The organism is Thermovenabulum sp. (assembly GCF_049701175.1).
In the GTDB taxonomy this organism is placed as follows: domain Bacteria; phylum Bacillota; class Thermosediminibacteria; order Thermosediminibacterales; family Thermosediminibacteraceae; genus Thermovenabulum.
This window is the reverse complement of record NZ_JBNATW010000007.1, coordinates 1-26135: the sequence shown is the minus strand read 5'-3', so window position 1 is coordinate 26135 and position 26135 is coordinate 1. Positions and strand designations below refer to the sequence as shown.

30 protein-coding genes and 1 riboswitch are annotated in these 26135 nt (G+C 35.8%); of the genes, 1 reads left to right on the top strand and 29 read right to left on the bottom strand.

What is annotated here, in order from left to right; translation table 11 throughout:
- Nucleotides 1-19 precede the first annotated feature (19 nt).
- The 28 genes from ACPLVF_RS03700 to ACPLVF_RS03565 all read right to left on the bottom strand — a co-directional run bounded on the left by ACPLVF_RS03700 (nucleotide 20) and on the right by ACPLVF_RS03565 (nucleotide 22756).
- Nucleotides 20-1009, bottom strand: coding sequence for a thiamine pyrophosphate-dependent dehydrogenase E1 component subunit alpha (locus tag ACPLVF_RS03700; RefSeq protein WP_424906479.1), 990 nt, complete (start codon nucleotides 1007-1009; stop codon nucleotides 20-22).
- Between the two features lie 272 nt (nucleotides 1010-1281).
- Nucleotides 1282-2346, bottom strand: coding sequence for a sigma-54 interaction domain-containing protein (locus tag ACPLVF_RS03695; protein ID WP_424906478.1), 1065 nt, complete (start codon nucleotides 2344-2346; stop codon nucleotides 1282-1284).
- Between the two features lie 10 nt (nucleotides 2347-2356).
- Nucleotides 2357-3250 carry a sigma-54-dependent Fis family transcriptional regulator gene (locus tag ACPLVF_RS03690; protein ID WP_424906477.1) on the bottom strand — a complete coding sequence of 298 codons (894 nt, stop codon included), beginning with the start codon at nucleotides 3248-3250 and terminating at the stop codon, nucleotides 2357-2359.
- A gap of 322 nt (nucleotides 3251-3572) precedes the next feature.
- Nucleotides 3573-3902: an AzlD domain-containing protein gene (locus ACPLVF_RS03685; RefSeq protein WP_424906476.1), complete on the bottom strand. Its 330-nt coding sequence runs from the start codon at nucleotides 3900-3902 to the stop codon at nucleotides 3573-3575.
- Nucleotides 3899-4579, bottom strand: a complete 681-nt coding sequence (locus ACPLVF_RS03680; protein ID WP_424906475.1) for an AzlC family ABC transporter permease — start codon at nucleotides 4577-4579, stop codon at nucleotides 3899-3901. The genes ACPLVF_RS03685 and ACPLVF_RS03680 overlap by 4 nt, the downstream gene beginning before the upstream one ends.
- Nucleotides 4580-5077: 498 nt before the next feature.
- Complete coding sequence (vapC, locus tag ACPLVF_RS03675) at nucleotides 5078-5476, bottom strand: type II toxin-antitoxin system VapC family toxin (RefSeq protein WP_424906474.1); 399 nt, start codon at nucleotides 5474-5476, stop codon at nucleotides 5078-5080.
- Between the two features lie 2 nt (nucleotides 5477-5478).
- Entirely contained in the window at nucleotides 5479-5673 is a 195-nt protein-coding gene (locus ACPLVF_RS03670; RefSeq protein WP_424906473.1) for a type II toxin-antitoxin system VapB family antitoxin, read from the bottom strand.
- Nucleotides 5674-5800: 127 nt separating this feature from the next.
- Nucleotides 5801-6325 (bottom strand): cob(I)yrinic acid a,c-diamide adenosyltransferase, encoded by a 525-nt coding sequence (gene cobO / locus ACPLVF_RS03665; RefSeq protein ID WP_424906472.1) that lies wholly within the window; start codon nucleotides 6323-6325, stop codon nucleotides 5801-5803.
- A 16-nt stretch (nucleotides 6326-6341) separates the two neighbouring features.
- Complete coding sequence (hemL, locus tag ACPLVF_RS03660; RefSeq protein WP_424906471.1) at nucleotides 6342-7613, bottom strand: glutamate-1-semialdehyde 2,1-aminomutase; 1272 nt, start codon at nucleotides 7611-7613, stop codon at nucleotides 6342-6344.
- A 24-nt stretch (nucleotides 7614-7637) separates the two neighbouring features.
- Nucleotides 7638-8597 (bottom strand): porphobilinogen synthase, encoded by a 960-nt coding sequence (hemB, locus tag ACPLVF_RS03655; RefSeq protein ID WP_424906470.1) that lies wholly within the window; start codon nucleotides 8595-8597, stop codon nucleotides 7638-7640.
- Nucleotides 8590-10059 (bottom strand): uroporphyrinogen-III C-methyltransferase, encoded by a 1470-nt coding sequence (gene cobA, locus ACPLVF_RS03650; RefSeq protein ID WP_424906469.1) that lies wholly within the window; start codon nucleotides 10057-10059, stop codon nucleotides 8590-8592. The genes hemB and cobA overlap by 8 nt, the downstream gene beginning before the upstream one ends.
- A complete protein-coding gene (gene hemC / locus ACPLVF_RS03645) occupies nucleotides 10022-10930 on the bottom strand; it encodes a hydroxymethylbilane synthase (RefSeq protein ID WP_424906468.1) in 909 nt (302 codons plus the stop codon). Before hemC ends, cobA begins: the two co-directional genes overlap by 38 nt.
- Nucleotides 10902-11561 (bottom strand): NAD(P)-dependent oxidoreductase, encoded by a 660-nt coding sequence (locus ACPLVF_RS03640; protein ID WP_424906467.1) that lies wholly within the window; start codon nucleotides 11559-11561, stop codon nucleotides 10902-10904. The genes hemC and ACPLVF_RS03640 overlap by 29 nt, the downstream gene beginning before the upstream one ends.
- Nucleotides 11525-12706 carry a glutamyl-tRNA reductase gene (gene hemA / locus ACPLVF_RS03635; RefSeq protein WP_424906466.1) on the bottom strand — a complete coding sequence of 394 codons (1182 nt, stop codon included), beginning with the start codon at nucleotides 12704-12706 and terminating at the stop codon, nucleotides 11525-11527. The genes ACPLVF_RS03640 and hemA overlap by 37 nt, the downstream gene beginning before the upstream one ends.
- Nucleotides 12700-13455, bottom strand: coding sequence for a precorrin-6A reductase (cobK, locus tag ACPLVF_RS03630; protein WP_424906465.1), 756 nt, complete (start codon nucleotides 13453-13455; stop codon nucleotides 12700-12702). Before cobK ends, hemA begins: the two co-directional genes overlap by 7 nt.
- A complete protein-coding gene (gene cobJ / locus ACPLVF_RS03625; protein WP_424906464.1) occupies nucleotides 13452-14171 on the bottom strand; it encodes a precorrin-3B C(17)-methyltransferase in 720 nt (239 codons plus the stop codon). The genes cobK and cobJ overlap by 4 nt, the downstream gene beginning before the upstream one ends.
- A complete protein-coding gene (gene cbiG, locus ACPLVF_RS03620; RefSeq protein ID WP_424906463.1) occupies nucleotides 14164-15129 on the bottom strand; it encodes a cobalt-precorrin 5A hydrolase in 966 nt (321 codons plus the stop codon). The genes cobJ and cbiG overlap by 8 nt, the downstream gene beginning before the upstream one ends.
- On the bottom strand, nucleotides 15126-15875 hold the full coding sequence (gene cobM / locus ACPLVF_RS03615) for a precorrin-4 C(11)-methyltransferase (RefSeq protein WP_424906462.1): 750 nt from the start codon (nucleotides 15873-15875) through the stop codon (nucleotides 15126-15128). The genes cbiG and cobM overlap by 4 nt, the downstream gene beginning before the upstream one ends.
- A 4-nt stretch (nucleotides 15876-15879) precedes the next feature.
- Complete coding sequence (locus ACPLVF_RS03610; protein WP_424906461.1) at nucleotides 15880-16533, bottom strand: SAM-dependent methyltransferase; 654 nt, start codon at nucleotides 16531-16533, stop codon at nucleotides 15880-15882.
- A gap of 35 nt (nucleotides 16534-16568) precedes the next feature.
- Nucleotides 16569-17111 (bottom strand): precorrin-6Y C5,15-methyltransferase (decarboxylating) subunit CbiT, encoded by a 543-nt coding sequence (gene cbiT, locus ACPLVF_RS03605; protein ID WP_424906460.1) that lies wholly within the window; start codon nucleotides 17109-17111, stop codon nucleotides 16569-16571.
- Nucleotides 17102-17680 carry a precorrin-6y C5,15-methyltransferase (decarboxylating) subunit CbiE gene (cbiE, locus tag ACPLVF_RS03600; protein ID WP_424906459.1) on the bottom strand — a complete coding sequence of 193 codons (579 nt, stop codon included), beginning with the start codon at nucleotides 17678-17680 and terminating at the stop codon, nucleotides 17102-17104. The genes cbiT and cbiE overlap by 10 nt, the downstream gene beginning before the upstream one ends.
- Entirely contained in the window at nucleotides 17680-18735 is a 1056-nt protein-coding gene (gene cbiD, locus ACPLVF_RS03595; protein WP_424906458.1) for a cobalt-precorrin-5B (C(1))-methyltransferase CbiD, read from the bottom strand. Before cbiD ends, cbiE begins: the two co-directional genes overlap by 1 nt.
- Nucleotides 18726-19352, bottom strand: coding sequence for a precorrin-8X methylmutase (locus ACPLVF_RS03590; RefSeq protein ID WP_424906457.1), 627 nt, complete (start codon nucleotides 19350-19352; stop codon nucleotides 18726-18728). The genes cbiD and ACPLVF_RS03590 overlap by 10 nt, the downstream gene beginning before the upstream one ends.
- Nucleotides 19349-19720 carry a sirohydrochlorin chelatase gene (locus ACPLVF_RS03585; protein ID WP_424906456.1) on the bottom strand — a complete coding sequence of 124 codons (372 nt, stop codon included), beginning with the start codon at nucleotides 19718-19720 and terminating at the stop codon, nucleotides 19349-19351. Before ACPLVF_RS03585 ends, ACPLVF_RS03590 begins: the two co-directional genes overlap by 4 nt.
- A 1-nt stretch (nucleotide 19721) precedes the next feature.
- Nucleotides 19722-21026: a cobyrinate a,c-diamide synthase gene (locus ACPLVF_RS03580; RefSeq protein WP_424906455.1), complete on the bottom strand. Its 1305-nt coding sequence runs from the start codon at nucleotides 21024-21026 to the stop codon at nucleotides 19722-19724.
- Between the two features lie 68 nt (nucleotides 21027-21094).
- Nucleotides 21095-21793 (bottom strand): CbiQ family ECF transporter T component, encoded by a 699-nt coding sequence (locus ACPLVF_RS03575; protein WP_424906454.1) that lies wholly within the window; start codon nucleotides 21791-21793, stop codon nucleotides 21095-21097.
- Nucleotides 21786-22049, bottom strand: coding sequence for an energy-coupling factor ABC transporter substrate-binding protein (locus tag ACPLVF_RS03570; RefSeq protein WP_424906453.1), 264 nt, complete (start codon nucleotides 22047-22049; stop codon nucleotides 21786-21788). The genes ACPLVF_RS03575 and ACPLVF_RS03570 overlap by 8 nt, the downstream gene beginning before the upstream one ends.
- Nucleotides 22046-22756: an energy-coupling factor ABC transporter permease gene (locus ACPLVF_RS03565; protein ID WP_424906452.1), complete on the bottom strand. Its 711-nt coding sequence runs from the start codon at nucleotides 22754-22756 to the stop codon at nucleotides 22046-22048. The genes ACPLVF_RS03570 and ACPLVF_RS03565 overlap by 4 nt, the downstream gene beginning before the upstream one ends.
- Nucleotides 22757-22887: 131 nt before the next feature.
- A riboswitch (cobalamin riboswitch) is annotated at nucleotides 22888-23056 on the bottom strand.
- A gap of 224 nt (nucleotides 23057-23280) precedes the next feature.
- Between ACPLVF_RS03565 and ACPLVF_RS03560 the strand changes: the two genes are divergently transcribed.
- Entirely contained in the window at nucleotides 23281-25290 is a 2010-nt protein-coding gene (locus tag ACPLVF_RS03560) for a GGDEF domain-containing response regulator (RefSeq protein WP_424906451.1), read from the top strand.
- A gap of 21 nt (nucleotides 25291-25311) precedes the next feature.
- Here the strand turns inward: ACPLVF_RS03560 and ACPLVF_RS03555 are convergent, their stop codons facing one another.
- On the bottom strand, nucleotides 25312-25914 hold the full coding sequence (locus ACPLVF_RS03555; RefSeq protein ID WP_424906450.1) for a class I SAM-dependent methyltransferase: 603 nt from the start codon (nucleotides 25912-25914) through the stop codon (nucleotides 25312-25314).
- Between the last annotated feature and the right edge of the window lie 221 nt (nucleotides 25915-26135).

Here is a 26135-nt window from a genome sequence, read left to right as displayed (position 1 = left end):
CCACTGAACGCGTAACTCACTATTCTACAAACACGTGAAGTAGAGCTTCTTCCGGTGCCGGGTAGGGTGACTCCCGAGCAAACAAGAAAGCATCCTCAACACGCTTTTTTGCTTCATCGTCTAATTGTTCAATTTCAGCTTCTTTAGCTATGCCATTTTCAATAAGGTATTTCCTGAACCGCTTAATTGGATCATTTTGCTTTAGACGTGGAACTTCATCCTTTGGTCTATAGACTTCCGGATCGCCCTGGAAGTGACCAAAGAAACGATCTGTTTTAACTTCAATAAGAGTTGGACCCTCTCCCCTGCGTGCTCTCTCTACTGCCTCGCCAGCAGCCTCGTAGACAGCTAAGACATCATTTTCTCCCACGTATATTCCAGGTATACCATATGCAACGGCACGGTCAGCATTTCGGCTAATAGCTGTGGACTTTTGTTTTGGTACAGAAATTGCCCAACTATTGTCCTCGCATACAAACACAACTGGTAGCTTCCAAATTGCAGCTAAGTTAAGCCCCTCATGAAAAGCACCCTGGTTTGCGGCACCGTCACCAAAAAATGCCACAGCCACACGTTTCTCCTTGCGCATCTTGAAGGCTAAGGCTGCTCCCACTGCTTGGGGAATGCTAGCACCGATGATGCCGCTGCAGCCGAAGTGTGCATCAGGGTCAAAGAGGTGCATGTGACCACCTTTGCCGCGTCCTAAACCGGTAACTTTACCAAATATTTCTGCTGTCATACGTTTGAGGTCTACTCCTTTTGCAATAGCAAAGTGGTGAGGCCGGTGAGTACCGATTACGGCATCGTCCTTTTTAAGGTGCATGCATACCCCTACAGCTACCGGCTCCTGCCCCGCAGCTAAATGCACCTCACCGGGGACCGGGCCTGATGCAATGTTGAATACCGGGTATTTCCCCTCCTGATAGGCTTCAGCCATGGTTTCCTCATATAATCGAATTGTAACCATCTCAAGGTACATACGCATAAGAGTTTCTTTAGGAATGTTCATACCTTTTCACTCCTATCCATTTACAATTTTTCAATTTTTTACAATATACTACTCTGCTCTATTATGTCAAAGAAGGTGAATATGTTTTAATTTTTTTTGTTACATCCCCCCTTTTAGAATTTTGCATTAAATATATTTTTGCAAAAAATATACCAGCACCCACTGTTGAGTGCTGGTTTACTCATCTCTTGATTTTTACAAGAAATTATGAAATCTTAATCTGATTCTTTGTAACTTCTGTCTCCTTTTGTAACGTTAGATTTTGGAACACCCTAACGAGTCTTTAGTCCATACTTATATAATTTCCTATACAAGGTGTTTCGTGCTATGCCTAAGGCTTTAGAAACCTTAGTTATATTACCTCCATAATGTTCGAGAAGACGAATAATTTCCTGCTTTTCCAGTTCGACAAGAGAGGTAGAAGAAAAGCTATTACCGTTCTCGCGGAGAGTTTGAGAACCGGATAAGTAAGACGGCAAATGACTAATAGAAATTGTATTATCCTCTGCTATATTCACTGCCCATTCTGCCACATTTCGTAATTCCCTAATGTTTCCTGGCCAGTCATAATTCTCTAATAAAGGCCAAATTGACGGATCAATATTGGTAATATTTTTACCTAATTTTTGTGAAAATTTATGAATAAAATATTGAAAAAGAAGAGGTATATCACTTTTGCGTTCTCGTAACGGGCATAAATGAATAGTGAGAACTCTCAGGCGAAAATACAAATCCTCTCGGAATTTTTTCTCTCTTACTAACTTCGTTAAATCCGAATTGGTCGCAGCAATAATTCGAACATCTAATGGTATCTCCTTATGTCCGCCTATTCGAACCACCTTTTTTTCTTCTAACACTCGTAAAAGGTAAACCTGTATATCCAGAGGCATATCGCCTATCTCGTCTAAAAACAAAGTACCCCCTTGGGCTTGTTCAAATTTACCTGGCTTACCCTCTGGTCGTGCACCGGTGAAAGCTCCACCTACATAGCCGAAAAGCTCACTCCCAATTAATTCTCGCGGCAAAGCACCACAATTTACCGCCACAAAAGGCCCTTTCCTACCGCTAGCCTCATGAATAGCTTTTGCAAAAAGCTCTTTCCCTGTCCCCGTCTCACCTAAAATAAGGACTGGTGCATCGCTCTTTGCTGCAATTTGGGCTAACCGTATACTTTCGCGCAAACGAGGATGATTTCCCAATATCTGTTCAAACCCTTTTAAGGCTGGAGAAGAGCTTATATAAAATTGACTACCTTCATGAATTTTTAGAGCTATTAAAGCCGCTACGCTTTCATTGTAATTTCCACTTACAGGTGAAACATCTGCTCTGCACCGCAAGACACCTTTTCTACTTTAGTACTATTATTTCCTTGCCTTTTATACTTTGCCGCGCCTCTATGAGGGATAGGATTTCCTGCAAATTGCCAAATATTTCATCAGCTCTTCGCCCTACTAATTCTTCCATTTCCCATCCCAAAACTTTCTCAGATGCATAATTAACCTTGATTAACCTTCCTGTCTTATCCATCACTAATAAGGGGTCAGTGTTGTTTTCTAAGAAGTACTCTGTAAGTTGTCTGTAAGTTAAAGTTTCTTTAAGGGATTTACTCTGCTTCAAATTATTTTCAATCGCAATTGCAGCAAATACTACAGTAGCTAATGCCTGTTTATTTTCCCGGTACCAAGGTCCCGAAAGATCAATAACTCCAATAGGTTTTCCTTCCGGACTAAAAATTGGGGAACCAGCACATGTCCAAGAGTGAAGTCCACAACAGAAGTGCTCAGCCCCGGTTACCTCAAGGGCTTGCCCTATAACCATTGCAGTTCCTATACCGTTAGTGCCAACTTTATCTTCTCGCCAGCATGCGCCAGGAATGAAATTGGTCCTTCGAGCCATGTCTATAGTTTCCTGGTGGTTCCCTAAAGTCTCTAATATATAGCCGTCCTCTCCTACCAAAACTGCGAGGAAACCATACTCACCGCACAGCGATAAAAGCTTTTCCATAACCGGCCTTGCAGCTTGAATTAGTTCTTCTTGTTTTTCTTTGACTTCTTTTAAAGCAGCACCATCGATAATTTCCTGTCCTTGTTTCTGGTACGGATCGATGCCTGTAATTTTGCACCTTTCCCAGGATTTAAGTATTTCCGGCCTTATAATATTTTTCGATATAGTCATGGTGTTTTGAAAGTCATTCCATTGATGCCACACTTCTTCATGAACTCCATAAAAGTTTTCCTGCATTCACCTCTCCCCCCGTACCAAATTAAACCAATTTATTTTTAATAGGAAAATTATTCATATTAAATAATAATTTCAAATATAAAGAGCATATAATTACAAGGCATTCTTATAAAGCATTGACATAATTTTGCTTTATAAAAGGAGCTCTGTAATTATGAACTTTTTGAATACCATAATAATATTAACACATGGCAAGCTCTATTTACAATAAAAATCAAAAAAGTGCAAATTATCACAAATAACCAAACATCTACCTTGAATTGTCTTTAAAACCTAAACATTGCATAAAATTACCCTGCAGCCAACCTGCAGGGTTTTAAATTTAATATATGAACTTATTCAATAATGCAATAATTATCATACCAACAATTACCGTCAAAAACATATTTTTAGTCTTATAGGCCAATGGAAAAGTTAACAATGAAGTTATTAATAACGTATTCGATGTACTGATGTTAATTTTATTATCTACCACTAATATGCTGGGGAAAAATAGAGCCGAAAGCACGGTAACAGGTATATAACTCAGGAATTTAATAAAAATCTCAGGAATGTTTCTTTTAGATAAAACTACAGCCGGAATCATACGGGAAATATAAGTCACGACGCTCATTCCAATTACAAGATATATGTAATTTGCTTCATTGCTCATTTTTCCATTAACACCCCAATCACTGCTGTAATAACCGCAGCAAGAATAACATTCCAGTTGCCTGGAAATACATATATAAAAAATATTGACAACACACCTGAGGCTATGGCTACAACAGCAGTTTTATAATTTTTAATCTGCATTAACAATAACACCATAAACATACCCGGTAGTGCAAAATCAAAACCCAGCATATTTGTATCCGGTATTAATGACCCGAAGGTCGCCCCAATAATGGTGCTTATAACCCAACTCAAATACGAAGTAATATAAATACCTATGAAATAAGTATAGGAGAGATTTCTTTCTCTTGCATCGGTAATGCTTACCGCGAAGCTTTCGTCGGTAATGAAAAAAGAAATGAAAGGAATAAGCCTGTAATTTATTTTTTTAAAATAAGGGCTTAATGATGCACTAAAAAGAATATGACGCAGGTTAACCAGAAAGGTAGTTGCTATTATTGGTAAGTTACCTATCCCATTTGACAGCATACTTACTGCTATAAATTGTGCAGAACCTGCGTATACCAAAAGGGACATTATTCCAATTTGAAAGGGGGTAAGGTTTGCATTAGCTGCTAATACTCCAAGGGCAAACCCCACAGGCATATACCCTATGACAATTGGCATTGCCCTTTTAATACCAAAGATTAACTGCTTTCTTTCTAATGAAGTCATGTGTCTCCTCCGGAATAATGATATTATTAATTTATAATAGCAGAGTGTGCAACATTTAGTCAATAATTTGAGGATTATCAAACAGTATATCAGTCGTCCCTAATAGAAGCGGTTTTACAGATGAATTATTAAATTTTGCAAAGCACAATAACAACGTTATTTTAATTGAAAAATTTGATGTTTAAATCACTTATTTTAGCTTCGATTCTTTCTTTAATTTAAACGGGCAAACTTATGCTTAAAAATTATTTTAGCAAATAAGATAATTACAGGCGCGATTTTAGGCATAGTAACAAGTAAATATTGAAAAAAGCCGGGATTTTTCCCGGCTAAATTTATTTTATCTCTTTTGATACTCCGGCCTCATCAAAAGTTGCCCCGTCCCCTCTCTCAAAGAGCATCTTCATGTAAATCATCGGTTCAAGTCCAAGGAGTTTTAGCATGATCTTTCAACCACGGAATCCAATTTGTATACAGGATAAGGCTCTGCCTCTAAGCTTAATACTCCTTCAATCTTTCATCAACTTTTGCTATTAGGGAGAAGTCATTGTCATCATGCAGCAAGTATAAATCATTTTCTATAGCGGTTTCCGCTATGAGTAAATCAACGGTACTTCGAATAGTTATTCCTTTTTTTCTGCATTTTATATACAATTTTGCAGCATTTTCATAAGACCTTGCGCCATATTTCAGGTCATAAAATTTCTGAGTGCTAAAATAGTTTTTAATTAGAGCAAACTCTTTTTCATTTTTTGCTCCCTGCAATAGTTCCTGATAAATAAAGTAATTTATTCCAAAAGGTATATTTTTTTGAATTACTTCTTCAAATTTTCTAACCTGCTCTTTATTCACACCTTTTAGAAACGATATTAAAACCGATGTATCTACCAATATCATTTTTATTCCCTCATTTTTTTGTAATCATAATTTTCATCGAACTCTATTCTGCCTTTTAAATCCATTAAGTTCTTCCTTTTACGATTTTCAACAAATTCTTTTAAAGCCAAGTTGACCACTTCTTTTTTAGTTTTTAATCCTGAAATTTTTAATGCTTCTTTAATCAAATTTTCGTCAATAATAATATTCGTCCTCATATTACACACCTCCTTATGTGTATTATAATACACATAAGATCTTTGTCAACGGCACTCAATAAGAAAGTATTGTAACATCGAAAGTTTCTTTTTTAAGCTTATAAACTTACTGAAAGTCTTTAAAATTTTAAAATTCGATACCCGCCTGTGCCGGTATGCCCTTTTTATAATGATGTTTTATCTCTTCTACCTCGCTTACCATATCCGCTATGGAAATTAATTTCTCCGATGCATACCTTCCCGTTAGGACCAAAGTAGTATTTGGCTTTTTAAATTTTATTAGATCCACCACATCTTCTTCCTTTAATAACCCGAAATCAACGGCCACATTTATTTCATCAAGGATCACCAAATCGTGTTCTCCTTTTTGTAATATATCTTTAGCAAGATCCAAGCCTTCTTTAGCAAGCTCTAAATCAACAGGCTCCGGATTACCTTTTTTTACAAAGGCGTCCCTACCCTTTTGCACTACGGTGAAATTGGGTATATATTTAGATGCTTGAATTTCTCCATATTTAGGGTTTCCCTTCATAAACTGTATCATAAAGATTTTCTGACCGTGTCCTGCAGCTCTCAATGCAAGCCCCAAGGCTGCCGTCGTCTTTCCCTTCCCATTTCCGGTGTATAAAAGCACAAGCCCTTTTTCCGCCATTTTTTAACCCTCCAAATTAAAAAATTTGATAAACATCCTCGATAAATTTTTCAACTTCATAATCCGTATGTTTAATTGATAAAAACAGAGCTTCAAACTGGGATGGAGAAATATAATTTCCTTTTAATATCATTTGCTCTGCAAAATGTCTGTAAATATTAACATTGCTTTCCTTTGCCTGCTCATAATTCTCAACTTTGTCATTATCATTAAAAAAGATGGTAAACATTGAACCAACCCTGTTAATTACAACTTTTATTCCTTTTTCCAAAAATGCCTTTTTAAGGCCATTTTCTAGTTTTTGTCCTAAGGATTCAAGATAAGTATAAAATTTATCCCTATTATCATAAATTTTTTTAACTGTTGTATATCCGGCAGCCATTATAACTGGATTCCCCGACATGGTTCCAGCCTGATAAACGGGCCCTACGGGCGATAATATGCTCATTATTTCTCTTTTTCCACCGTATGCACCGCAGGGTAATCCTCCACCGATTATTTTCCCGTAAGTTACAAGATCCGGCTCAATCTCATATATCTCTCTTGCCCCTCTATATGCCACTCTAAATCCCGTTATTACCTCATCAAAAATGAGCAAACTTCCGTATGCATCGCACAATTTTCTTATCTCCATCAAGAACTCCCTTTTTGCAGGAACAACGCCCATATTCCCGGCTATGGGCTCCACAATCACACAGGCAATCTGCTCGCCGAATTTCTCGAAAATATGGCGTATCTGTTCCACATTATTGTATTCTCCGATAATGGTATTTTTCACATGATCCTCGGGCACTCCCGCACTTCCTGCGATACCCTGCGTCATTATCCCCGAACCTGCCAAAACCAAAAATCCATCATAATGCCCGTGGTAGCATCCCGAAAATTTGACAATCTTATCCCTGCCGGTATATCCCCTTGCAAGTCTAACAGCGCTCATGGTAGCTTCCGTTCCCGAATTCACAAATCTTATCATGTCAATCCCTGTAGTGTCGCATAAAAGTTTTGCAAATCTCAACTCTAATTCTGTTACAGCTCCGAAAGCTATTGAAGAATTGGCCGTATCTTCTATAGCCTTTACCACATCTTCATCGCAGTGGCCGAGGATCATCGGCCCCCATGCTCCTACATAATCCACATACCTTTTACCTTCTATGTCGTAAACAAAGGCATCCTTACCCTTTACAAGGACCGGCGGAACAATGTTCAAACCTGTAAATGCCCTTACGGGGCTGTTTACCCCTCCCGGCATGTATTTTTTGGATTCATTAAATATTTCATGGTTCTTCATTCATATCATCCCCTTCAAATTTTTTTAAATATAATCTAATGAAAAGTCCGATGCAAAGTAGGTAATAATAATATCAGCACCCGCCCTTTTTATAGAAGTCAGTATTTCATAAACTACTTTTTTTTCGTCAAGCCACCCCATTTTTGATGCAGCTTTTACCATTGAATACTCTCCGCTCACATTATAGGCTGCAATGGGTACATCGAATCTATCCCTTGCCCATCTTATCACATCAAGATAGGAGAGGGCTGGCTTTACCATAACAATGTCGGCCCCTTCTTCAATGTCGTTTTCAATTTCTATCATTGCTTCCCTGATATTGGCCGGATCCATCTGATAAGTTTTCCTATCCCCAAACTGCGGTGCAGAAAAAGCTGCCTCTCTGAAAGGCCCGTAAAAGGAAGATGCATATTTTGCACTGTAGGCCATAATAGGAATATTAACATATCCCTGCTCATCGAGAGTCATTCTTATCTTTTTTATCCTTCCATCCATCATATCCGATGGTGCTACCATGTCCGCACCGGCTTTAACATGGGACAATGCGACCTTAGCAAGATACTCCAAAGTCTCATCATTATCTACAAAACCTTCCTTTACAATTCCGCAGTGGCCGTGAACGGTGTACTGGCACAGACAAACATCGGTAATGACATAAACCTTTGAGATTTCTTTTATTTTCCTTACTGCATTCTGAACTACTCCATCTTCCGCATATGCCGAAGTTGCGTATTCGTCTTTGAAGGAAGGTATGCCAAATACCATAATTCCCTTTATCCCGGCTTTCTCAACTTCCTCTATTATCTCCTCAAGCCTGTCAACTGAATACCTATATACACCAGGCATAGATGGTACTTCTTCTTTTTTGTTTTTCCCATCTACGACAAATACAGGGTATATAAGGTCATTTTTCGTTAAAAAAGTTTCCCTTACAAGGGATCTTATGTTTTCATTTTGTCTTAGCCTTCTTGTCCTTTTAAACATAATAACCCTCCATTCTAAGTATCTTATCAATTATCCCGTCAATCGTGTATTTCTCTGCAGTTTCTGCAATTATACCGTATTTTATAAGTTCTTCCTTAGTTATCGGTCCTATTGCAACCACTTTCTTATTCTTCAAAACCTCAACGCCGTAAGAGGTCACAAAGCTTTTTACAGTAGATGGACTTGTAAATGTAAAATAATCAGCATCTTCAATATCTTCTCTACTCATTTTGCAATATATAGTTTCATAAATTGGAACTTCTAATACTTCTGCACCTTCCTTTAAAAGAGAATCCTTTAAAAAACTTCTTGCATTTTTAGCTCTTGGAATTAAAACTTTATGTCCCGGTTTGAGATATTGCTTAACCTCATTAAAAAGTGATTCGGCAACATATTCCTTCGCTCTAAGTAAAGGAATTATTCCTCTTTCTTCAAGAGCTCTACCTGTTTTTTCACCGATACATCCAAATTCCGCTTTTAGTTTTCTTACGTCGTATCTTTTATCAATTAAATATTTGAAAAAAATTTCTACTCCGTTAACACTCGTAAAAAGTATGAAGTCAAATTTATCCAATATTTCAATATATCTGTCAAGGTTATAGCCCGTATTTTTTATTTTTATAGAATTTACTTCTACAACATCTGCACCAAGTTCAAAGAGCTTTTCTTTAAATTCTGCCGCTTGCTCTTTTGCCCTTGTTATACAAATTTTCTTTCCAAATAAAGGCTTTTTTTCATACCAATTGAGATACTCTCTAAAATCTACCACATCTCCGATAACTATTACCGCAGGGGACGTTATCTTTTTGTCTTTTACTTTTTCGCAAATGTCTTCTAGCTTTCCCAAAACCACACGCTGTCTTGCTGATGTACCATTAGAAATAACTGCACAGCTCTTATCCTTATCCATTCCATTATTAATCAAATTTGTTACAATATTATTTAAATTTTCAAGCCCCATTAAAAAGACTATCGTTCCATTGAGTTTTGCTATAACATCCCAATCGTAATCAAGCCCATTTTCGGTTTTCCCTGTAAATACATGAAAACTCTGTGATATTTTCCTGTAAGTTACAGGTATTCCGCCGTAATTAAGTGCCGCTATTGCTGAAGTAATGCCCGGAATAACTTCAAATTCAATGCCCTCTTCATAAAGCCTTAAAGCTTCTTCTCCTCCACGGCCAAATACGTACGGATCTCCTCCTTTTATTCTACCAACTGTATAACCTTCCTTGGCAAATCTTACGAGCATTTCATTTATCTCTTCTTGGGTTTTAAAGTGGCATCCACTTTCTTTACCGCAATAATAAAGTTTGCAATCATCCCTCACGTAATTTAAGATATTTTTATTAATGAGCCTATCATAAAAAACAACATCACATTTTTTTAAAACCCTTAATGCTTTTAATGTTATAAGTTCTTCATCATAGGGCCCTACTCCAATAAGATAAACCTTCCCCATAACTTCCCTCCGCAAGTTTTGTTGCCAATCTTTGTGCCAAATTAATATAATCCTCCTTTCTGCCTTCTACGCTGGATTTAACTATATTTCCATTTTTCTCATTTACCCCAATAATCTCCATGTATTCACCTTCGATTCTTGCAAAAGCAGCAACCGGTGAATGGCATCCGCCATTTAAAAGTTTCATTACAATCCTTTCCGCTTCTATACAAACCCTTATATCATAATTGTCAATTTTTTTCGTTAAAATTCCAATCTCACTATTTTTAAGGCTTTCCACAGCAATTGCACCTTGCCCACAGGCTGGCACCATTTCTTCAACCTCAAAATACTCCGTTATAACCTTCTCAAGCCCCAGCCTTTTCAAAGCGGCTGCCGCCAAAACAATTCCATCTAAATTCTCTTTTTCTATCTTTTGCAGCCTTGTCTCCACATTACCCCTGATAGGAACAATCTCAATATCCTGTCTCAAATATAAAAGTTGTTTAGCCCTTCTTATGCTGCTGGTTCCAATCCTCGCCCCTTTTCTCTGTTTTAAAAATTTTTCTCCATTCAGTGATACAAAAGCATCCCTTGCATCATCTCTAACGGGGATTGCTGCAACCTCAAAAGGTTCTTCCAGAACAGTCGGCACATCTTTCATGCTGTGAACTGCTATGTCAGCCTCTTTAAGTAAAAGCGCAATTTCAAGCTCCTTTATAAAAAGTCCTTTTCCACCCAATTTATCCAATGAAACATCAAGCCTGCTGTCTCCCTTTGTTGTGTATAATTTTTTTTCACATTTTAAATCGAGCTTTTCAGTTATCATTTCAATCACAATATCAGCCTGAATCTGTGCGAGTTTACTCTTTCTGGTTGCAACCTTTATCATTTTCTTCCTCCAAAAAAAGTTTTAATATTTTTTCAGAACCGCCGGATTTATATAAATCATAAAATCCTTCACTGTTTAAATATTGCATTATTTTATCTTTATCTTTTCTATCCTTAATGCTTTCCCTAATCCTGTGAACATAACTTAAAAAATCATCGTATTCCTTTAAAAATTCCTTTATTTTTTTTGCAATAAACACGGCCCCCCTTGGATTGCCTTTGGTGTTAACAGTAAAAAATACATTTTCCGTACTGTCCTGAAAAGGCCTTATTGCATTTCCCTTTTTAAAATCACTGCAAACGATATATATCTTTTTTAAGTTTTTACAATCTTCAATTATTTTCTTTTCAATATCTCCATTAACTGCAATAATTACAATATGCTTATCTAATATAAACCGGGTCTCATACTCGCCCTTTATCAATTTAATATTATTAGCCTTAATCTCGATAAACTCTTCTAAAAAATCCTTAGAAATTACTTCAACATTTGCACCGCTTTCTGCAAAGGATTTGGCTTTTATTAGTGCAGCTTTTCCTCCCCCTATTACTGCAACAGCGATATTTTCAGGAATCAGGGTAATTCCAAGATAATTTATTCCGCGAATATCTTTGATATTATCCGCAGGCATTCTTCTCCCCTGCCATTCAAATATTCTTCTTTTAAAACCTTAATCGCCCTTTCCACAAAAACATCAGCAGTGCTTTTAAAAAGCACCTCTGCTAATTCAAGGTCTAAATCAGCGTATTTATTTTTTAATCTTTTAAACCGCGCCTTATAGACCCCTTCCGAAAAACTTTTAATATTTTCTATCACAGGAACTATCTTTCTTAATCTGTACCATTCCAAATATTCTCTCGCATATTCTTTTAATATTCCTTTATTCTTCTCCATTAATTCTTTGCGAGCAATTAAGTTTCGTTCATTCATCCTTGAAATCTCATCGATATCATATAACTCTAAGGAAGGTATCTCCTTAACATCTTCTTCCACATCGCGGGGCACCGCAAGATCGAAAATTAAAAGGTCCTTTTTCTCAACATCACTTCTTTTGACAACAGTATGAGGAGCAGAAGTACAAGATATTAAGCATCCAACCTTTTCAATATATTTTCTCCACTCACTAAATTCTATAAATGTTGCCTTATCGCTAAAATTTTCAGCCTTTTCCAATTCCCTGACAGCAATATATATTTTTTCTACTATATTTTTTGAAGAGAGATATTTGGCACAAAGCCTGCCTATTTCTCCGTAACCGAGGATTAAAATTTTCTTCTTATTCCTTTTTTCAACTTCGTTTGAAACTATTGAAGCAACGGAAATCGGAATTTTGTAAAGCTCAGATAAAAACCTAAATTGCTTTCCGCATGCAATTGCCGTTTGGAAAAGCCTGTCTAAAAACGTTCCTGCACAGGCTGCCTTTTTTGCCAGCATAAGGGAATTTTTAACCTGTCCCAAAATCTGTTCTTCTCCTAAAATTAGTGAATCAAATCCGCATGCAACTTCCATTAAATGATAAACTACCTGCTCATCTTTCAAAAAGAATAAATAATCTTTGTAGTCATCCCAGCCAAGAATTTTAATTATTTCATCTTTAACTTTTTCATCCTCCGAGATAAAGTAAATTTCAGTTCTATTGCATGTGCTGAGTATTACATTTTCATTACAAATTTTCTTTATATCTAATAATTTGTTTTCCACATGTTTTTCTAAAATAACTAACTTTTCTCTTACCTTTAAATCAACACGCGGACTTACTCCTAAGAGGCTTAGCATAAGCAGTCACCTTTTTTCAATAAACCTAATTCTTTTATCTTTGAAATAATTTCCTCTATATCACAAACACCTTCTTCTTCTGGTCTTTTTATTAAAAGCGGTTCTATCCCCAATATCTTGCAGGCATTTATTTTTTCAATTGTGCCGCCTTGTTTTCCACTGTCTTTCATGACCACATATTTTACATCATACTCTTTAAAAAGTGCTGCATTTAGCTCTACAGAAAAAGGTCCTTTCATTGCAACAATGTCTCCTATGGGTATATTTAAGCTCTTACACATCGCTATGCTAAAATCAGTTGGCAAAACTCTGTATATAAACCTTCTTTTGCCTTTTATCTTTTCAAAAAGTTTTATATTTTTTGTCCCAATTGTAAAAAAAACATTACCCTCTTTATCTTTTAAATACTCAGCGCAATCTTCAAAGCTATCAAACACCCGGCAACCTTCCAAGGGAACGTATTCCCTTAAGTACCTTATATATTCTACTAAACTCGAAATTGCAACTTCTCTCGCATTTTGAGACACAACTTGGGCAAAGGGATGTGACATATCTACAATAAGTTTTACTTTATAATCGGAGATAAACTTTTTCATATCCTCAAAATCCATTTTTTTTACAATGACGTTATATCCTTCTAATTCCATCCTTCCTTCATCCGAAATCACAGTTACGACGTAATCTGCACAACCGTGTATCTTATTTATCAATTTTTTTACATCCGAGGTTCCTCCGATAATCCATATCAAATACAATACCCCCTTGGGGTTATTATCATGTTGTCTTTGATATAAGAATTACTGTTTCCTACGATCACCGTTGTCATCATGTCGATGAAATCATAGTCTATACTGTCCAATGTGGTTATAATCCTCTCTTCGCCCTCCCGCATAGCATTTTTGACTATACCCACGGGAGTTTTTGCATTTTTATATTCCAGTAGAATTTTTACGGCTTTTTCTATATTTTGTGAACGGCTGTGACTTTTCGGATTATATAAGACTATAACAAAATCTCCTTTTGCTGCATATTTTAATCTTTTTTCTATTACCTCCCATGGTGTTAATATATCGCTTAAGCTTACCGTGCAAAAATCGTGCATCAAAGGTGCGCCCAGCACTGATGCTGCAAGAAATGCTGCAGAAACCCCCGGAACAATTTCAAAATCAATTTTACTGTCAATTTCAAGGATTAAGCCCGCCATACCGTAAAGCCCCGCGTCACCAGATGACACTATGGATGTTTCGTAACCTTCTTTAACCTTTTGAATTGCCAATTTGCATCTTTCAATCTCATTTTTCATTCCAGAACTAATAATCAATTTATCCTTTACTAAATCTCTTATAAGGTCAATATAGTATTTATAGCCCACTACAACCTCGGACCTTTTTAAACACTCAATAGCTCTTAACGTCATATTCTCTTTTCTGCCCGAACCTATTCCCACTATGTAGAGCTTAGCCATCGTATACCCCCTTAGATACAGAAACGGTAACTCCATCTACTACAGTCTTTTTTACAATTATTTCAGGGGATAAAAGGTAAGCACAGGGCTCAGCCACGGAAAATACCCCAATATTTTGTCTTACAAACTCACTTTTCAGAAATTTTTCTTGAACCTTAATAATATCTTCTTTAGAAAAGAATTTTACGGGCAATTTTTTTTCTTCTGCAAATTCCAAAATACCCCTTTCATCAGATTTTATATCAATTGTTGCAATTGCCCTGATACTTTTAAGACTCAAATTATTACTTTCAAACACCCTTTTAACTGCTCGTTCAACTTTTTCCTTTGAAATTCCCCTTCTACACCCTATCCCAACATTTAAAACCTTAGGCCTCAGAATACAGAAAGGTTTTTTAAAATCCAACTTTTCTTTATAAGTAATATAAATAAAACCTTCCCCATTATCGGAAATATAAGGATAATTTAAGTCAATATACCCTACATCCGAAAAAACCGTTATTTCTTTTTTTTCAAGCATAATGGAAGTCATCTTTTTAATGCTTTGGGAGTCTTCTATCTCAAAATTATTCTCTTTTGCTACTATATCCAAACTTTTAAATCCTCTGGAATCCGATGCTGTTGTTATAATCGCCTGAGCATTGAGGAGCGATGCAATTTCATTACAAAATTCATTTGCCCCACCGTAGTGCCCTGATAAAAGGCTAATAACGTATCTTTTTAAATCATCAACGACAATTACTGCAGGATCTACCCATTTATTTTTTATAAATGGTGCAATTATCCTAACGGCAATACCCACGGCACAAATGAAAATAATCTTATCATATTTTTCAAATATATGCTTTATATTCTCTTTATAATTTTCTTTAGAAAATAACTTCACATCACCAAAATGTTTGGAAATTTCCAAAGCAATACTTTCGCCTTCTCGGGTAAAATATATGCAGGCAATCAATTTCTTGCCTCCCTGCAGGAATGGCTGAAATCTTTGGAATAAAGGAGGCTTTTCCCTCCTTTTTTCAAAAATTGCCCCACAAGTATCTGAGCAGTATTTTCTATACCCTCTTCCTTTACTTTTTCGCAAATGTCTTTTAAAGTCCCCAAAATTACTTTTTGTTCTTTCCAAGTTGCCTTATAAACAACGGCTATTGGAGTATCCTCTTCATAAGCACTCCTCAGCTTTTCGACAACTTTTTCAATATTTTTCACCGAGAGAAAAATTGCCATAGATGTTTTGTGTTGTGCAAGCTTTTCGAGGTCTTCTGCTTCAGGCACTGGCGTGTTTCCTGAAAGCCTTGTAATTATTATACTTTGAGATAAACCCGGCACCGTAAATTCCCTTTTTAAAACCGCACAGCTTGCAGTAAAGGAACTTACCCCCGGAATAACCGCATAGGGTATCCCCAATTTATCCAGCTCTTCCATTTGTTCGATAATGGCTCCATAAATAGTGGGATCGCCTGAATGAAGTCTCACAATCTTTTTACCTTCTACGTAGAATTTTTTAATATATTCAATTATCTCGTTTAGTGTTAATTTAGAACTATCTATAAAAATTGCACCTTTCTTGCAAAACTTTAAATGCTCTTTTGAAACCAGTGAACCAGCATATATAACAACATCCGCATACTCAAGTAATTTCCTGCCTTTTACGGTTATCAAATCCACATCTCCAGGGCCCGCCCCTACAAAGTAAACCAATTTATCACTCCTTTTTGCCAATAAGTATAGAAAAGTAATCATCGTCGATTAAAATGTCCTTTTCATCTGTATAGATCGTTTCCCCATCCAAGTAAATCCTTTTTGCATAATAGAATTTAAATCCCAGTTTTTTAAGTATATTAATTGCATCCTTATTAAGGCTTCCTTTCAACAAAATAACGCTGTCGACAAAGTTAAGGCTTTCTTCTCTTACCATTTTGTCACTAATCAATACAGTTTGCCCTTTTTCAGAAAAAGGGATTTTCAACTTAGAAAAAACCGCACAAAAGGATGGAACACCGGGAATAATTTCAACTTCTACATCAAGCCTTTCAAGTTCTCTGTAAAGGTAAATAAAAGTGCTGTAAGCAAGAGCATCTCCTATGGTTACAAAAGCACCAGTTTTCCCTTCCATTAATAAGCTGTAGATGGTTTGAGCCGCTTTTTTATAATTATTAAAATTGTCTTTCCCCATAGGAAAATCAAAGTAAACCCTGGTTTTGTCTTTAATGTAACCTTCAATAACCTTTTCTGCAAGGCTAAAACCTTTACTGGACGGCAAGAAGACCACATCACAACTTTTAATTACCTTAACCGCTTTTATAGTCAAAAGTTCCGGGTCTCCGGGGCCTATACCGATTCCGTAAAGTTTTCCCAAAGATACCCCTCCATTTAGCTTTTATGGTTTTCTTACTATTTCTTTACTGCCTTAACAATCATTATGGGATTATAGGCTTTGAAAAGTCCTAAATCGTCTATCAAAGAAATGTTAATCAGGCCCGAACTCACTTTGTAACCTAAATTCTTAGCCTTTTCTATAAACCTGCACGCATTATCCTGTTTAATAAAATTTGCAACTACAATGCCATAAGGAGGTAGTTTTGTATCTATTTTTTCAAGGAGAATTTCGATTTTCCCCCCACTTCCCCCTATAAAACATTTATTGAAAAATACCTTATCTACAACTTCAACGGCATCACCTTTAATAACATCAATGGAAACCCCAAATTTCTCAGCATTCTTTTTTATTATTTCTACAGCTTCATCTTCCCTATCTACAGCTATTACTTTTGCCCCTAAAAGAGCACTCTGCAAGGATATGCTTCCTGTACCTGCTCCAATATCCAGCAAAACATCATTTTTATTTATTTCTAAATACGCTACGGTAACAGCCCTGATCTCATACTTGGTCATGGGAATATTCCCTCTGATAAAATCCTCATCTTTCAACCACATACTTCCAACACCGCCAGTGACAGATCCGAAATATTTTCAATATAGTCTCCTATCTCTCTCTCTAAAATAACTTCATCGTCATAGGAAAGATTAAAACCGACATAAATTTTCCCTTTATAACCTTCTTCATAAAGTAATCTCGAAAGTTTATTAGGAGTATTTGTCGAATCTGTAAATACTACAGTTAAGCCGGGTCTTTTAATTCCCGTAATATCGATATCCCTACCGTGAAAGCTTAAAATTACAGCTTCATTCCAACTTTTTTGGATTCGGCCCAGCATATACTGAAATGATGAAATAGATGGAACAACTTTTTCGATTTTCACTTTTTGCCTTGTTAAATAGTCTAAAGCACTGTATAGCAAAGGATCTCCCGAAACGACCAGTGTATATTCATCACCATAATTTAATAGATCGTCGAGCTTATTTATGTATTCAACTTTATTAAGGTGTTTTATTTTTTCGCCTATTCTTCTAAAAGCAAGGACCTTTTTCGAATTCTTTATGGTTTCAATTGCTTCAAAACTTGCATATTTCAAATTGCCCGGCCCGATACCAACAAGGATCATTAAATTCCCTCCAACATTTTGAAGGTATAGACGTATACATCTACCTTTATCTTGTCATCCTTTAAATAATGCATTATCCTGTCAACCACACCTTTTCTCATATTTTCTATAATATGGCCGTAGCCGAACTCTATTAAAAAATTTGCACATTCTTCAGCAGTTTTAAAGGTTTCTATTTTTTCAATTATTTCATAGGGCGCTTTAGCCTTTGCCAGATAGTAAACAAAAGCTTCTATCCTTGAATCGACTATTTTACTGTGGGTATTGAAAGCACCGATAGATATTTTACATATCTTGCCAATATGCCCCACTAAAACTATTTCTTTAAACCCCACTTCTTTACAATATAAAAGCGTTTCACCAATAAAATTAGAAACTTTTACTATTTCTCCATGAAGTCCTATTTTTTTTATAAAACTTTCTCCATAGTTGCCAAAGGTCAAAATAACTTTATCCGCCTTATTTTTAATCATGTCCAGCTCCATAAAAATGACCTTTTTATAGGCATCTTCCGACATGGGATAGACTATGCCCTTTGTGCCTATAATTGAAATGCCGCCCTCAATTCCCATTTTCGGGTTAAAGGTTTTTTTTGCTATTTCTTTCCCTTCAGGTGCAAAGATCAAGACATTAACTCCTCCATCGTAGACTTCTCGAATAGAGTATTCTATCATTTGCTTGGGTACTTTATTTATAGCTGCTTCTCCTTTTTTCCCAAAAGGAGTATCGAAAGCAAACCTTCCTATGCCCTCTCCTCCATCGATGACAATCTCTTTATCGCTTCTAAAGGAAACCTTAGAATAAATTTTCATACCGTCCGTAGCATCAATGTCATCCCCTCCATCCTTTACAACGCAGCAGATTGCAAAATCCTTTCCTTTAAAGCTTTCAACTATTTTTATATTTAATACCGTACCCTCGGGTGTTTTTATATCTACTACCGTATCCACATCCTTGCCGAGCAGCTTTAAAACAGCAGCTTTTGAGGCAGCAGCCGCACAGCTTCCCGTTGTATAACCACACCTCAATCTTTTTCCGTACTTTATTACTTCCATTTTCCCACCGCCATATAAAGCAGTGCATTGAATATTGCCGCTGCCACATTGCTCCCACCTTTTGTCCCTTCCGTTGAGATTGAAGGCACTTTTAATTTCCTCAAAAGTTCTTTTGATTCACAAGCTCCTACAAATCCCACGGGAACTCCTATCACCAAGGAAGGTACAATTTTCCCCTCTTTTATATGCTGGCATAGACTGAAAAGTGCAGTGGGTGCATTCCCGATAACAAAAATATCGATATTTTTCTCAACTGCCATCTCAACAGAAGCCATAGCACGCGTTATGTTTTCCCTTTTTGCTTTATCAAAAATTTCCTCGTCATCGATAAAACAATTTATATTACAATTCAATTCCTGCAGGATTTTCTTGTTAATACCTGCATAGGCCATCCTGGTATCGGTGAATATACTGCATCCTTTTTTTAATGCAGACAAACCAACTTCTACAGGATTGTTTTTAAACCTTAAAAGTTTTTCATATTCAAAATCACCTGTTGCATGAATAACCCTTAAAACTATCTTTAATTCTTCGTTGCTGTAAACATTTTCTATTTTGGATTTGATTATTTCAAAACTCTTTTTTTCAATTTCATCGGGATTCTTTAGAAACATCATTCTATAATCTCCCTATCCCTATTTAATTTTTCCTTTAAAATTTCAATCATCAGTGGATGGTAATCAATAGGCGAAGCAAATTCTATAAACATATCCCTATGGCTTTTTTTGAAACTTTTCAGTATTTGGGGTATATCCTTTTTTATATGAATCCCCGAAAATAAAAAGTAGGGCAACACCGTTACCTTTTTCATTCCTTTTTCGTAAATGTCGTTCAACGCTTCACCAATATTAGGACTGTTAAAATCCAAAAAGGCATAAAACACTTTTTTTTCGATGGATTTTTCTAAGTCTTTTGCTATCTTTTTTAATACTTCCACAGTAGCATCTTCCTTGCTGCCGTGCCCAATTAAAAGAACAGCTTCCAAATCATTCCCTCCTAAGATTTTTTAAAATATTTTCTATTATTGTAAGGCTCCCCAGAAAACTTACATGGGGATACATACCAAAGGCATTTTTGTACTGATATCCGCAATAGGTTATCCTATCTCCTTTTGCCTTTTTAACCTTTAAATATTTTTGGCCAAAAATATCCGCTACCGATTTATGAAATTCATGAGCTTTAAACCCCTGGCCTTTTTCCCCAATAAGGCAGTCTTCTAAAATTTCTGCTTCCACATAACCAAAGTTCTGCAACTTTTCTGTCATTTTGCTTTTTCCGGGGAATACACCGGCCATTTTATACCCATCAATCTCCCGGGTTAGGTACATTAACCCTCCGCATTCCGCGAAAACGTGCCCTCCACTTTCTACAAATTCCCTAACCGAATTTAACATGGCTGTGTTATTTGACAATTCTTCTTTAAAAACTTCCGGATATCCACCACCTATGTATAAAAGATCGCAATCGGGAAGTCTCTTATCTCTTATAGGAGAAAAAAATTCAACATCAAAAATTGACCTTAAAATCTCTAAATTTTCCCTATAATAAAAGGAAAAGGCTTTATCATAAGCAACCGCTGCTTTCAGATTAGTTTTTTCAAATCTAAGCAAATTCGCACAGGAGATGTTTATTTCTTTAAAAAGGGAAATTAATCCGCTTAAATCCACATTATTTCTTATTTTTTCAGCCATTTTTTCAACAATAATTTCGAAATCCTCAATTTCGAAATTTTGGATTAAACCTAAATGCCTCGATTTTATTTCAAGGTCATCATCTTCCTCAATAAAACCCAGCACTTTAATGTTGATGTATTTCTCAATCGCTTCCTTAAGAAGTTTATAATAACCGTAAGAAACTTTATTTAACACAATACCCTTTATATTGCCATTACTGAATTCAACCATTCCTTTTATCTTTGGAACTGCCGAAAACATTTCACCCTTTGGTGTGTATACAAGGATTGTATTTAAATTCAATTCTTCGGCTATTTGAAAGGTAGAGTTTTCAAAAGTATTTTGAATACCATCAAAGTAGCCCATAACCCCTTCGATTACGCATAAATCCCTGCTGAAATCAAAAACCTGTTTAAAACGATTTCCTTGAAGGAACTTATCTAAATTTTGCCCTTCAAAATCAGCAACCCTTCCCAAGAAAGCAGTATCTATATAATCAGGGCCTACTTTGCAGGGGAAAATAGAATAATTTAAGTTTTTTAAAACTTTAATTAGTCCCATTGTAAACAATGTTTTACCGCTACCGCTTGAGGGAGCCGAGATTACAATTCCTTTCATACTAAGTCACCTCAATCTTCTACTACATTCCCCTGCAAAACTTCCTATGAGCTTGCGGGCTACTGCACTCAAAATCTTATTGCTAAAATTACCTCTATTACTATAAACATTAGGATAAAAATCATTCTTTTGCATGACAGTGTAAACTCCTTCTTGGTATAAGGTATCTTCCCTGAAAAACATCTACTGGTAATAGCTTCGTCTATGCTTTTCCACCTGTTTAAAGAATTTACTAAAAGAAGTGCCGCAATTTTTGCAGAACTTCTCACTTTATTTTGAAAACCATCAAACCCTCCTCGGCATGTTGCAGAAACAATCATCATATTTAACTCATCTTCAAGTAACAATATAAAGCGTTCCATCGTTTTAGCTATATCTGCTATCTCTTTTAAAAAACCCACCTTAGATAAAAAATATAGAAAGTCATCCATCGGTGTTGTAAAAATTAAGAATGTAAGAGCCATAGAATTTGCAAAACCCTTTGCTGTGGTAATTAAGAAAGCTTTTATGTTTCCGTCAATCACAAATATAAAAGAAGAAAGTGAATAAAACCCTATAAGCTCTGCTAATAACTTGATAACCTTAGACTTCGGCGTTTTAAAGTATATATGCAAGATTAAGAAGACAACCGTATTTATTATAAGTGGAATTGGGCTCTCAAAAAAATTTGTTGCAATAACTGGACATAACACAAACATTAGTTTTTCATAGGGGTGAATATGCCTTCCTTTATTATTGCTGGAATGTAAAAGTATTTCTTTAAGCATTCTTTCCCTTTCCTAAAAAGTATCCTATAATAAAAGCTCCTGTGGATGCTTGCAAGGCAAATAAGAAACTTTCAACCTCTCCAGAAGGTGGCTCAAAAATGCTATTAAAAAAGGGTTTATAATCAGGAGATATCTCCTTTATAACCTCTTCCATTTTTTCATCAGCACCTGCTAAGTCACCCTTTTGGGCGCCAACGTATAATGAAAACATCACAATAAAAATTGCTAATACAATTAAAAAGATATGCTTTCTCATACATTAAACTCCCCTATCTTTTTAATTTCTGGATAATTTTGAGCTAAATAGTCAAATAATATTAGGGTAAATATTCCCTCAGTAATAGCGAGGGGAATTTGTGTTATCGAAAAAATAGATAGAAACTTTATCATAGACTCAAATATCCCATTCTTTGAAGGGAAAGCCAAAGCCAATTGAATAGAGGTGATTATGTAAGTCCCCAAATCTCCCAAGGCAGCGGCCAAAAAAATGGATAATCTTCTATTCCTACGTCTCAACAAGTGGTATACAATATAAGATATAAACGGCCCCGCCACCCCCATAGAAAAAGTATTGGCACCCAATGTCGTCAATCCACCGTGGGCTAAAAACAAAGCTTGAAACAAAAGCACTATCATTGAAAGAACTGCTGTAACATAAGGGCCAAACAGTATGGCCGATAATCCGCAACCGGTGGGATGAGAACATGACCCCGTGACAGATGGAAGTTTTAAAGCAGAAAGTAGAAAAATATAAGCACCGCAGAGAGAAATCAACATTTTATTATTTTTGTCTTGCCCGTAAAGTAAAAAAATTTTTTTCATTCCTAAGGCGATAAAAGGTACAATTAATAAAAAATAAAATAAGCACCACTTTAAAGGTAAATAGCCTTCCGCAATGTGCATCGCATATAATACCCTCGGAATCAAAAAAAACACAGTTGATAATAGGAAAACTTTTTTCATAGACTCTCCTCCTTAAATTTTTCATAAAATAAACCCTGCCTTCGGCAGGGTTTATAAGAAGCTATATTAAAAAAGCCTACCCAAAGGGTAGGCTTATTTTTACACCTTTGCCTTTCCCTTCCCTCCGAAGGACCGGCATCTACTCAAGGGCAGGTCTCCTGGCTCACGGGTCATCCTCCTCCACCCTTCCCGGTTTCCCAGTGGGCGTGGACTCGTCGCCGTATACAGTAGCGGGGGCTGCAGCGGATTTTCACCGCTTTCCCTTTTAAGCTTTGCAGCACCCTTGAGAACACCGTATTAAATTTTTATTCCTTTTAAGTTTCCATATCAATTTCTGCTATGAATTATTATAATATAAAAAATTATTTTTTCAATATCTTATTAATCAATTCCATACCCTACGAAAATAAAAATTTTTTAACCGTCAATGCCTCTTCAAATTAATAAATGATATAATTATATTTAAAATTGACATTAAATATTGTTATTTTTTTTGTTTTTTCACTTATGGGGGGCATTATAAAATGAAAAAAATACTTCTTGTGGAAGACAGCCACATAACAAGAGTGTTTGTAGCCGATTTTCTGCAGAATTACGGTTATGAAGTAGAAACCGCATCTGAAAGTGAGGAGGCTGTAGAAAAAGCCTGTTATACTTTTTTGCCAGACCTTATTTTGATGGATATCGAACTGAAAGGGAATGAAGATGGTATAGAAACAGCTAAAAAAATATTGAAACTACGAGATATTCCCATTGTATTTTTGACTGCTAATACTTCTTTGGAGATAATCAATAAAATTAAGGATGTAAAAGGATATGGTTACATTGTAAAGGGTCCAAACAAAGAAGCAATAATTTCTACAATTGAAATGGCTCTGAGACTTCACGAAGCTAATTCTATTGCGAACATGTTTGAATACATATTCGAAAATTCTTCAAATGAAATATACGTCTTTAATCTTGAAACTTTAGAATTTATAAAAGTAAACAAAGCCGCAAGACAAAACCTTGGATATACTAATGAAGAATTAAAGTTTATGACTCCTCTTCACTTAAAACCTCAATTTAACGAGCAAAGCTTTAGAGAACTTCTTACTCCTTTAATCAGAGGAGAAAAAACAAATATAGTTTTTAGAACCGTGCACCGTCGTAAAAACAACTCCACTTATCCTGTTGAAGTCCAATTGCAGCTTTTCCAATACAAAGGAAAAAATCTGTGTTTTGCCAGTATTATTGACTTAACCGACCAAAACAAAATCGAAGAAAAATTAAAGGAAAAAGAACTATTGTTAAAAGCTATCACAGATTCAGCATACGATGCTATTATTGTTCTTGACGGCGATGGAAAGGTTTTCTTTTGGAGCCCTTCTGCGGAGCGGATTTTCGGTTATTCAGAGAAAGAAATTATAAATAAAGAATTGCACCCATTGTTGGCAACAAATAACGATTCTGCAACTTTATGTAAAGATATGTTAGCTCGATTTAAAGAAACAGGGGAATTGGATAAAATCCCAAATCTGATAGAGCTCAAAGCAAGACATAAAAATGGCTATGAAATAGATATTGAACTTACTCTTTCAGCTTTAAAATTAAAAGACAAATGGTATGCGGTAGGTATTGTCCGAGATATCAGTGAACGAAAAAAATCACAAGATGAGATTACTAAAACATGGAAATTATATTTTGAATTGGCTGAAAACGCCCCTATTGGTATAATGAGATGTGATAAAAACGGCAATATTATCTATGTAAACGATAAAGTTTTAGAAATTTTGGGATCTCCGAGTGAAGAAGAAACAAAAAAGATAAATCTATTTACATTTCCACTTCTTGTGAAATACGGTTTTTCAGAAAAACTAAAAGAATGTATGGAAAATAATAAAACCGAAACTTTTGAAACTAATTATATATCTAAATGGGGTAAAGAAGTATGGGCAAGGGTTCACATTAAACCCCATATCGAAGAGGAAAAAGTTTCTGGAGCTTTAATAATTTTAGATGACATAACAGAGAAAAAAAAGCTGGAAGAGGAACTTCGCTTACTGTCTTATACCGATGCCTTAACAGGTGCTTACAACAGGCGCTATTTAGTACAGAAATTAGAAGAAGAAATAGAAAGAGCAAAACGTTACGGAAACGAATTTTCTTTGATTTTGTTGGATATAGATCATTTTAAAAAAATAAATGACCGCTACGGCCACAATGCGGGAGATATGGTCCTCAAAAGCGTTGTAAAAATGATTAAAGAAAGAATACGCAAGGTAGATACTCTTGCACGATGGGGCGGAGAAGAATTTATCATTATGCTACCCAACACACCGGTAGAAAAAGCAGTAATTTTGGCTGAAGAACTTAGGGAAAATTTAAGCAAAATGACCATCCCGGGTATAGAAAAAGTAACGGCAAGTTTTGGAGTAGCAGGCTATCGTCCTGGCGATACCGTTGATAGCTTAGTTAAAAGGGCAGATGATTTAATGTATACGGCTAAAGCTGAAGGCAGAAACTGCGTATATTATCAAAACGAAGATTATTAAGTAAATCTTAATTTTATTTAATTATTCTTTAATACCTATAACAACATATTTCATATCATCATCAACTACAATCTCTATTTTTAATCCGGCAGAACACATATAGTCGGAAACCTCTTGCCCGGTTGGTAGTATGTCAGAAGATACGGGCTTATCTAAAGACCTGTGCAGGCTGTTTATCTTTTCCCTGCTTTCAGAATGACATATTATGAGCTTACCTTTAGGCTTCAACAAAGAAGCCATTTTTTTAATGCTTTGTTTTTTATCGGGGAAATGAGGGAAGGAAGAATAACATATAATAAAGTCAAAAGAATCGCTAAAATTATAATCCATAATGTCTCCAACAACAAAATTCACATTCGGAAAATCCTTTTCAGAAAATTTTTCACGGGCTCTTTGGATCATTTTTTCTGCAATATCAAGTCCCACAATACGCCCGGATTTTCCTATCTTTTCAATTATGTAAGGGACCAGCACTCCAGTGCCGCATCCCACATCCAAAACCGCAGCACCTTCTGAAAAATTAACTAAATTTACTATTTCCCTCAATTTTAAAGGATCGTGCTTTACCTTATTGTCCCACTCAGAAGCCAAATTATTGAAAAATTCCTTCTGACTTAATGCCAATTTTACCACCTTCCTTAAATTTTAACCATTGGAAAAAGAAAAACCATGAAGTCCCGACAGGTTCATCCGTCAAAGACCTTCATGGTCCCTTTTTCATATCTTCATGATATCATATTTTGTTTTTATTATATGATATTGCCTATTTTTTGTCAAACTCATTATTGAGCGAGCTTTTTGCTTTGTACCATTTTTTTAATTTTTATCACTTATTTATTGCAATA

Excerpts from the sequence above, each read along its gene's own strand:
- ACPLVF_RS03700 (WP_424906479.1), bottom strand. The coding sequence starts at position 1,009 with ATGAACATTCCTAAAGAAACTCTTATGCGTATGTACCTTGAGATGGTT.
- ACPLVF_RS03690 (WP_424906477.1), bottom strand. The coding sequence starts at position 3,250 with ATGCAGGAAAACTTTTATGGAGTTCATGAAGAAGTGTGGCATCAATGG.
- ACPLVF_RS03685 (WP_424906476.1), bottom strand. The coding sequence starts at position 3,902 with ATGAGCAATGAAGCAAATTACATATATCTTGTAATTGGAATGAGCGTC.
- ACPLVF_RS03680 (WP_424906475.1), bottom strand. The coding sequence starts at position 4,579 with ATGACTTCATTAGAAAGAAAGCAGTTAATCTTTGGTATTAAAAGGGCA.
- vapC (WP_424906474.1), bottom strand. The coding sequence starts at position 5,476 with ATGATATTGGTAGATACATCGGTTTTAATATCGTTTCTAAAAGGTGTG.
- ACPLVF_RS03670 (WP_424906473.1), bottom strand. The coding sequence starts at position 5,673 with ATGAGGACGAATATTATTATTGACGAAAATTTGATTAAAGAAGCATTA.
- cobO (WP_424906472.1), bottom strand. The coding sequence starts at position 6,325 with ATGGCGGAAAAAGGGCTTGTGCTTTTATACACCGGAAATGGGAAGGGA.
- hemL (WP_424906471.1), bottom strand. The coding sequence starts at position 7,613 with ATGAAGAACCATGAAATATTTAATGAATCCAAAAAATACATGCCGGGA.
- hemB (WP_424906470.1), bottom strand. The coding sequence starts at position 8,597 with ATGTTTAAAAGGACAAGAAGGCTAAGACAAAATGAAAACATAAGATCC.
- cobA (WP_424906469.1), bottom strand. The coding sequence starts at position 10,059 with ATGGGGAAGGTTTATCTTATTGGAGTAGGGCCCTATGATGAAGAACTT.
- hemC (WP_424906468.1), bottom strand. The coding sequence starts at position 10,930 with ATGATAAAGGTTGCAACCAGAAAGAGTAAACTCGCACAGATTCAGGCT.
- ACPLVF_RS03640 (WP_424906467.1), bottom strand. The coding sequence starts at position 11,561 with ATGCCTGCGGATAATATCAAAGATATTCGCGGAATAAATTATCTTGGA.
- hemA (WP_424906466.1), bottom strand. The coding sequence starts at position 12,706 with ATGCTAAGCCTCTTAGGAGTAAGTCCGCGTGTTGATTTAAAGGTAAGA.
- cobJ (WP_424906464.1), bottom strand. The coding sequence starts at position 14,171 with ATGGCTAAGCTCTACATAGTGGGAATAGGTTCGGGCAGAAAAGAGAAT.
- cbiT (WP_424906460.1), bottom strand. The coding sequence starts at position 17,111 with ATGTGGTTGAAAGATGAGGATTTTATCAGAGGGAATATTCCCATGACC.
- cbiE (WP_424906459.1), bottom strand. The coding sequence starts at position 17,680 with ATGATCCTTGTTGGTATCGGGCCGGGCAATTTGAAATATGCAAGTTTT.
- cbiD (WP_424906458.1), bottom strand. The coding sequence starts at position 18,735 with ATGGAAGTAATAAAGTACGGAAAAAGATTGAGGTGTGGTTATACAACG.
- ACPLVF_RS03590 (WP_424906457.1), bottom strand. The coding sequence starts at position 19,352 with ATGATGTTTCTAAAGAATCCCGATGAAATTGAAAAAAAGAGTTTTGAA.
- ACPLVF_RS03580 (WP_424906455.1), bottom strand. The coding sequence starts at position 21,026 with ATGAAAGGAATTGTAATCTCGGCTCCCTCAAGCGGTAGCGGTAAAACA.
- ACPLVF_RS03575 (WP_424906454.1), bottom strand. The coding sequence starts at position 21,793 with ATGCTTAAAGAAATACTTTTACATTCCAGCAATAATAAAGGAAGGCAT.
- ACPLVF_RS03570 (WP_424906453.1), bottom strand. The coding sequence starts at position 22,049 with ATGAGAAAGCATATCTTTTTAATTGTATTAGCAATTTTTATTGTGATG.
- ACPLVF_RS03565 (WP_424906452.1), bottom strand. The coding sequence starts at position 22,756 with ATGAAAAAAGTTTTCCTATTATCAACTGTGTTTTTTTTGATTCCGAGG.
- ACPLVF_RS03560 (WP_424906451.1), top strand. The coding sequence starts at position 23,281 with ATGAAAAAAATACTTCTTGTGGAAGACAGCCACATAACAAGAGTGTTT.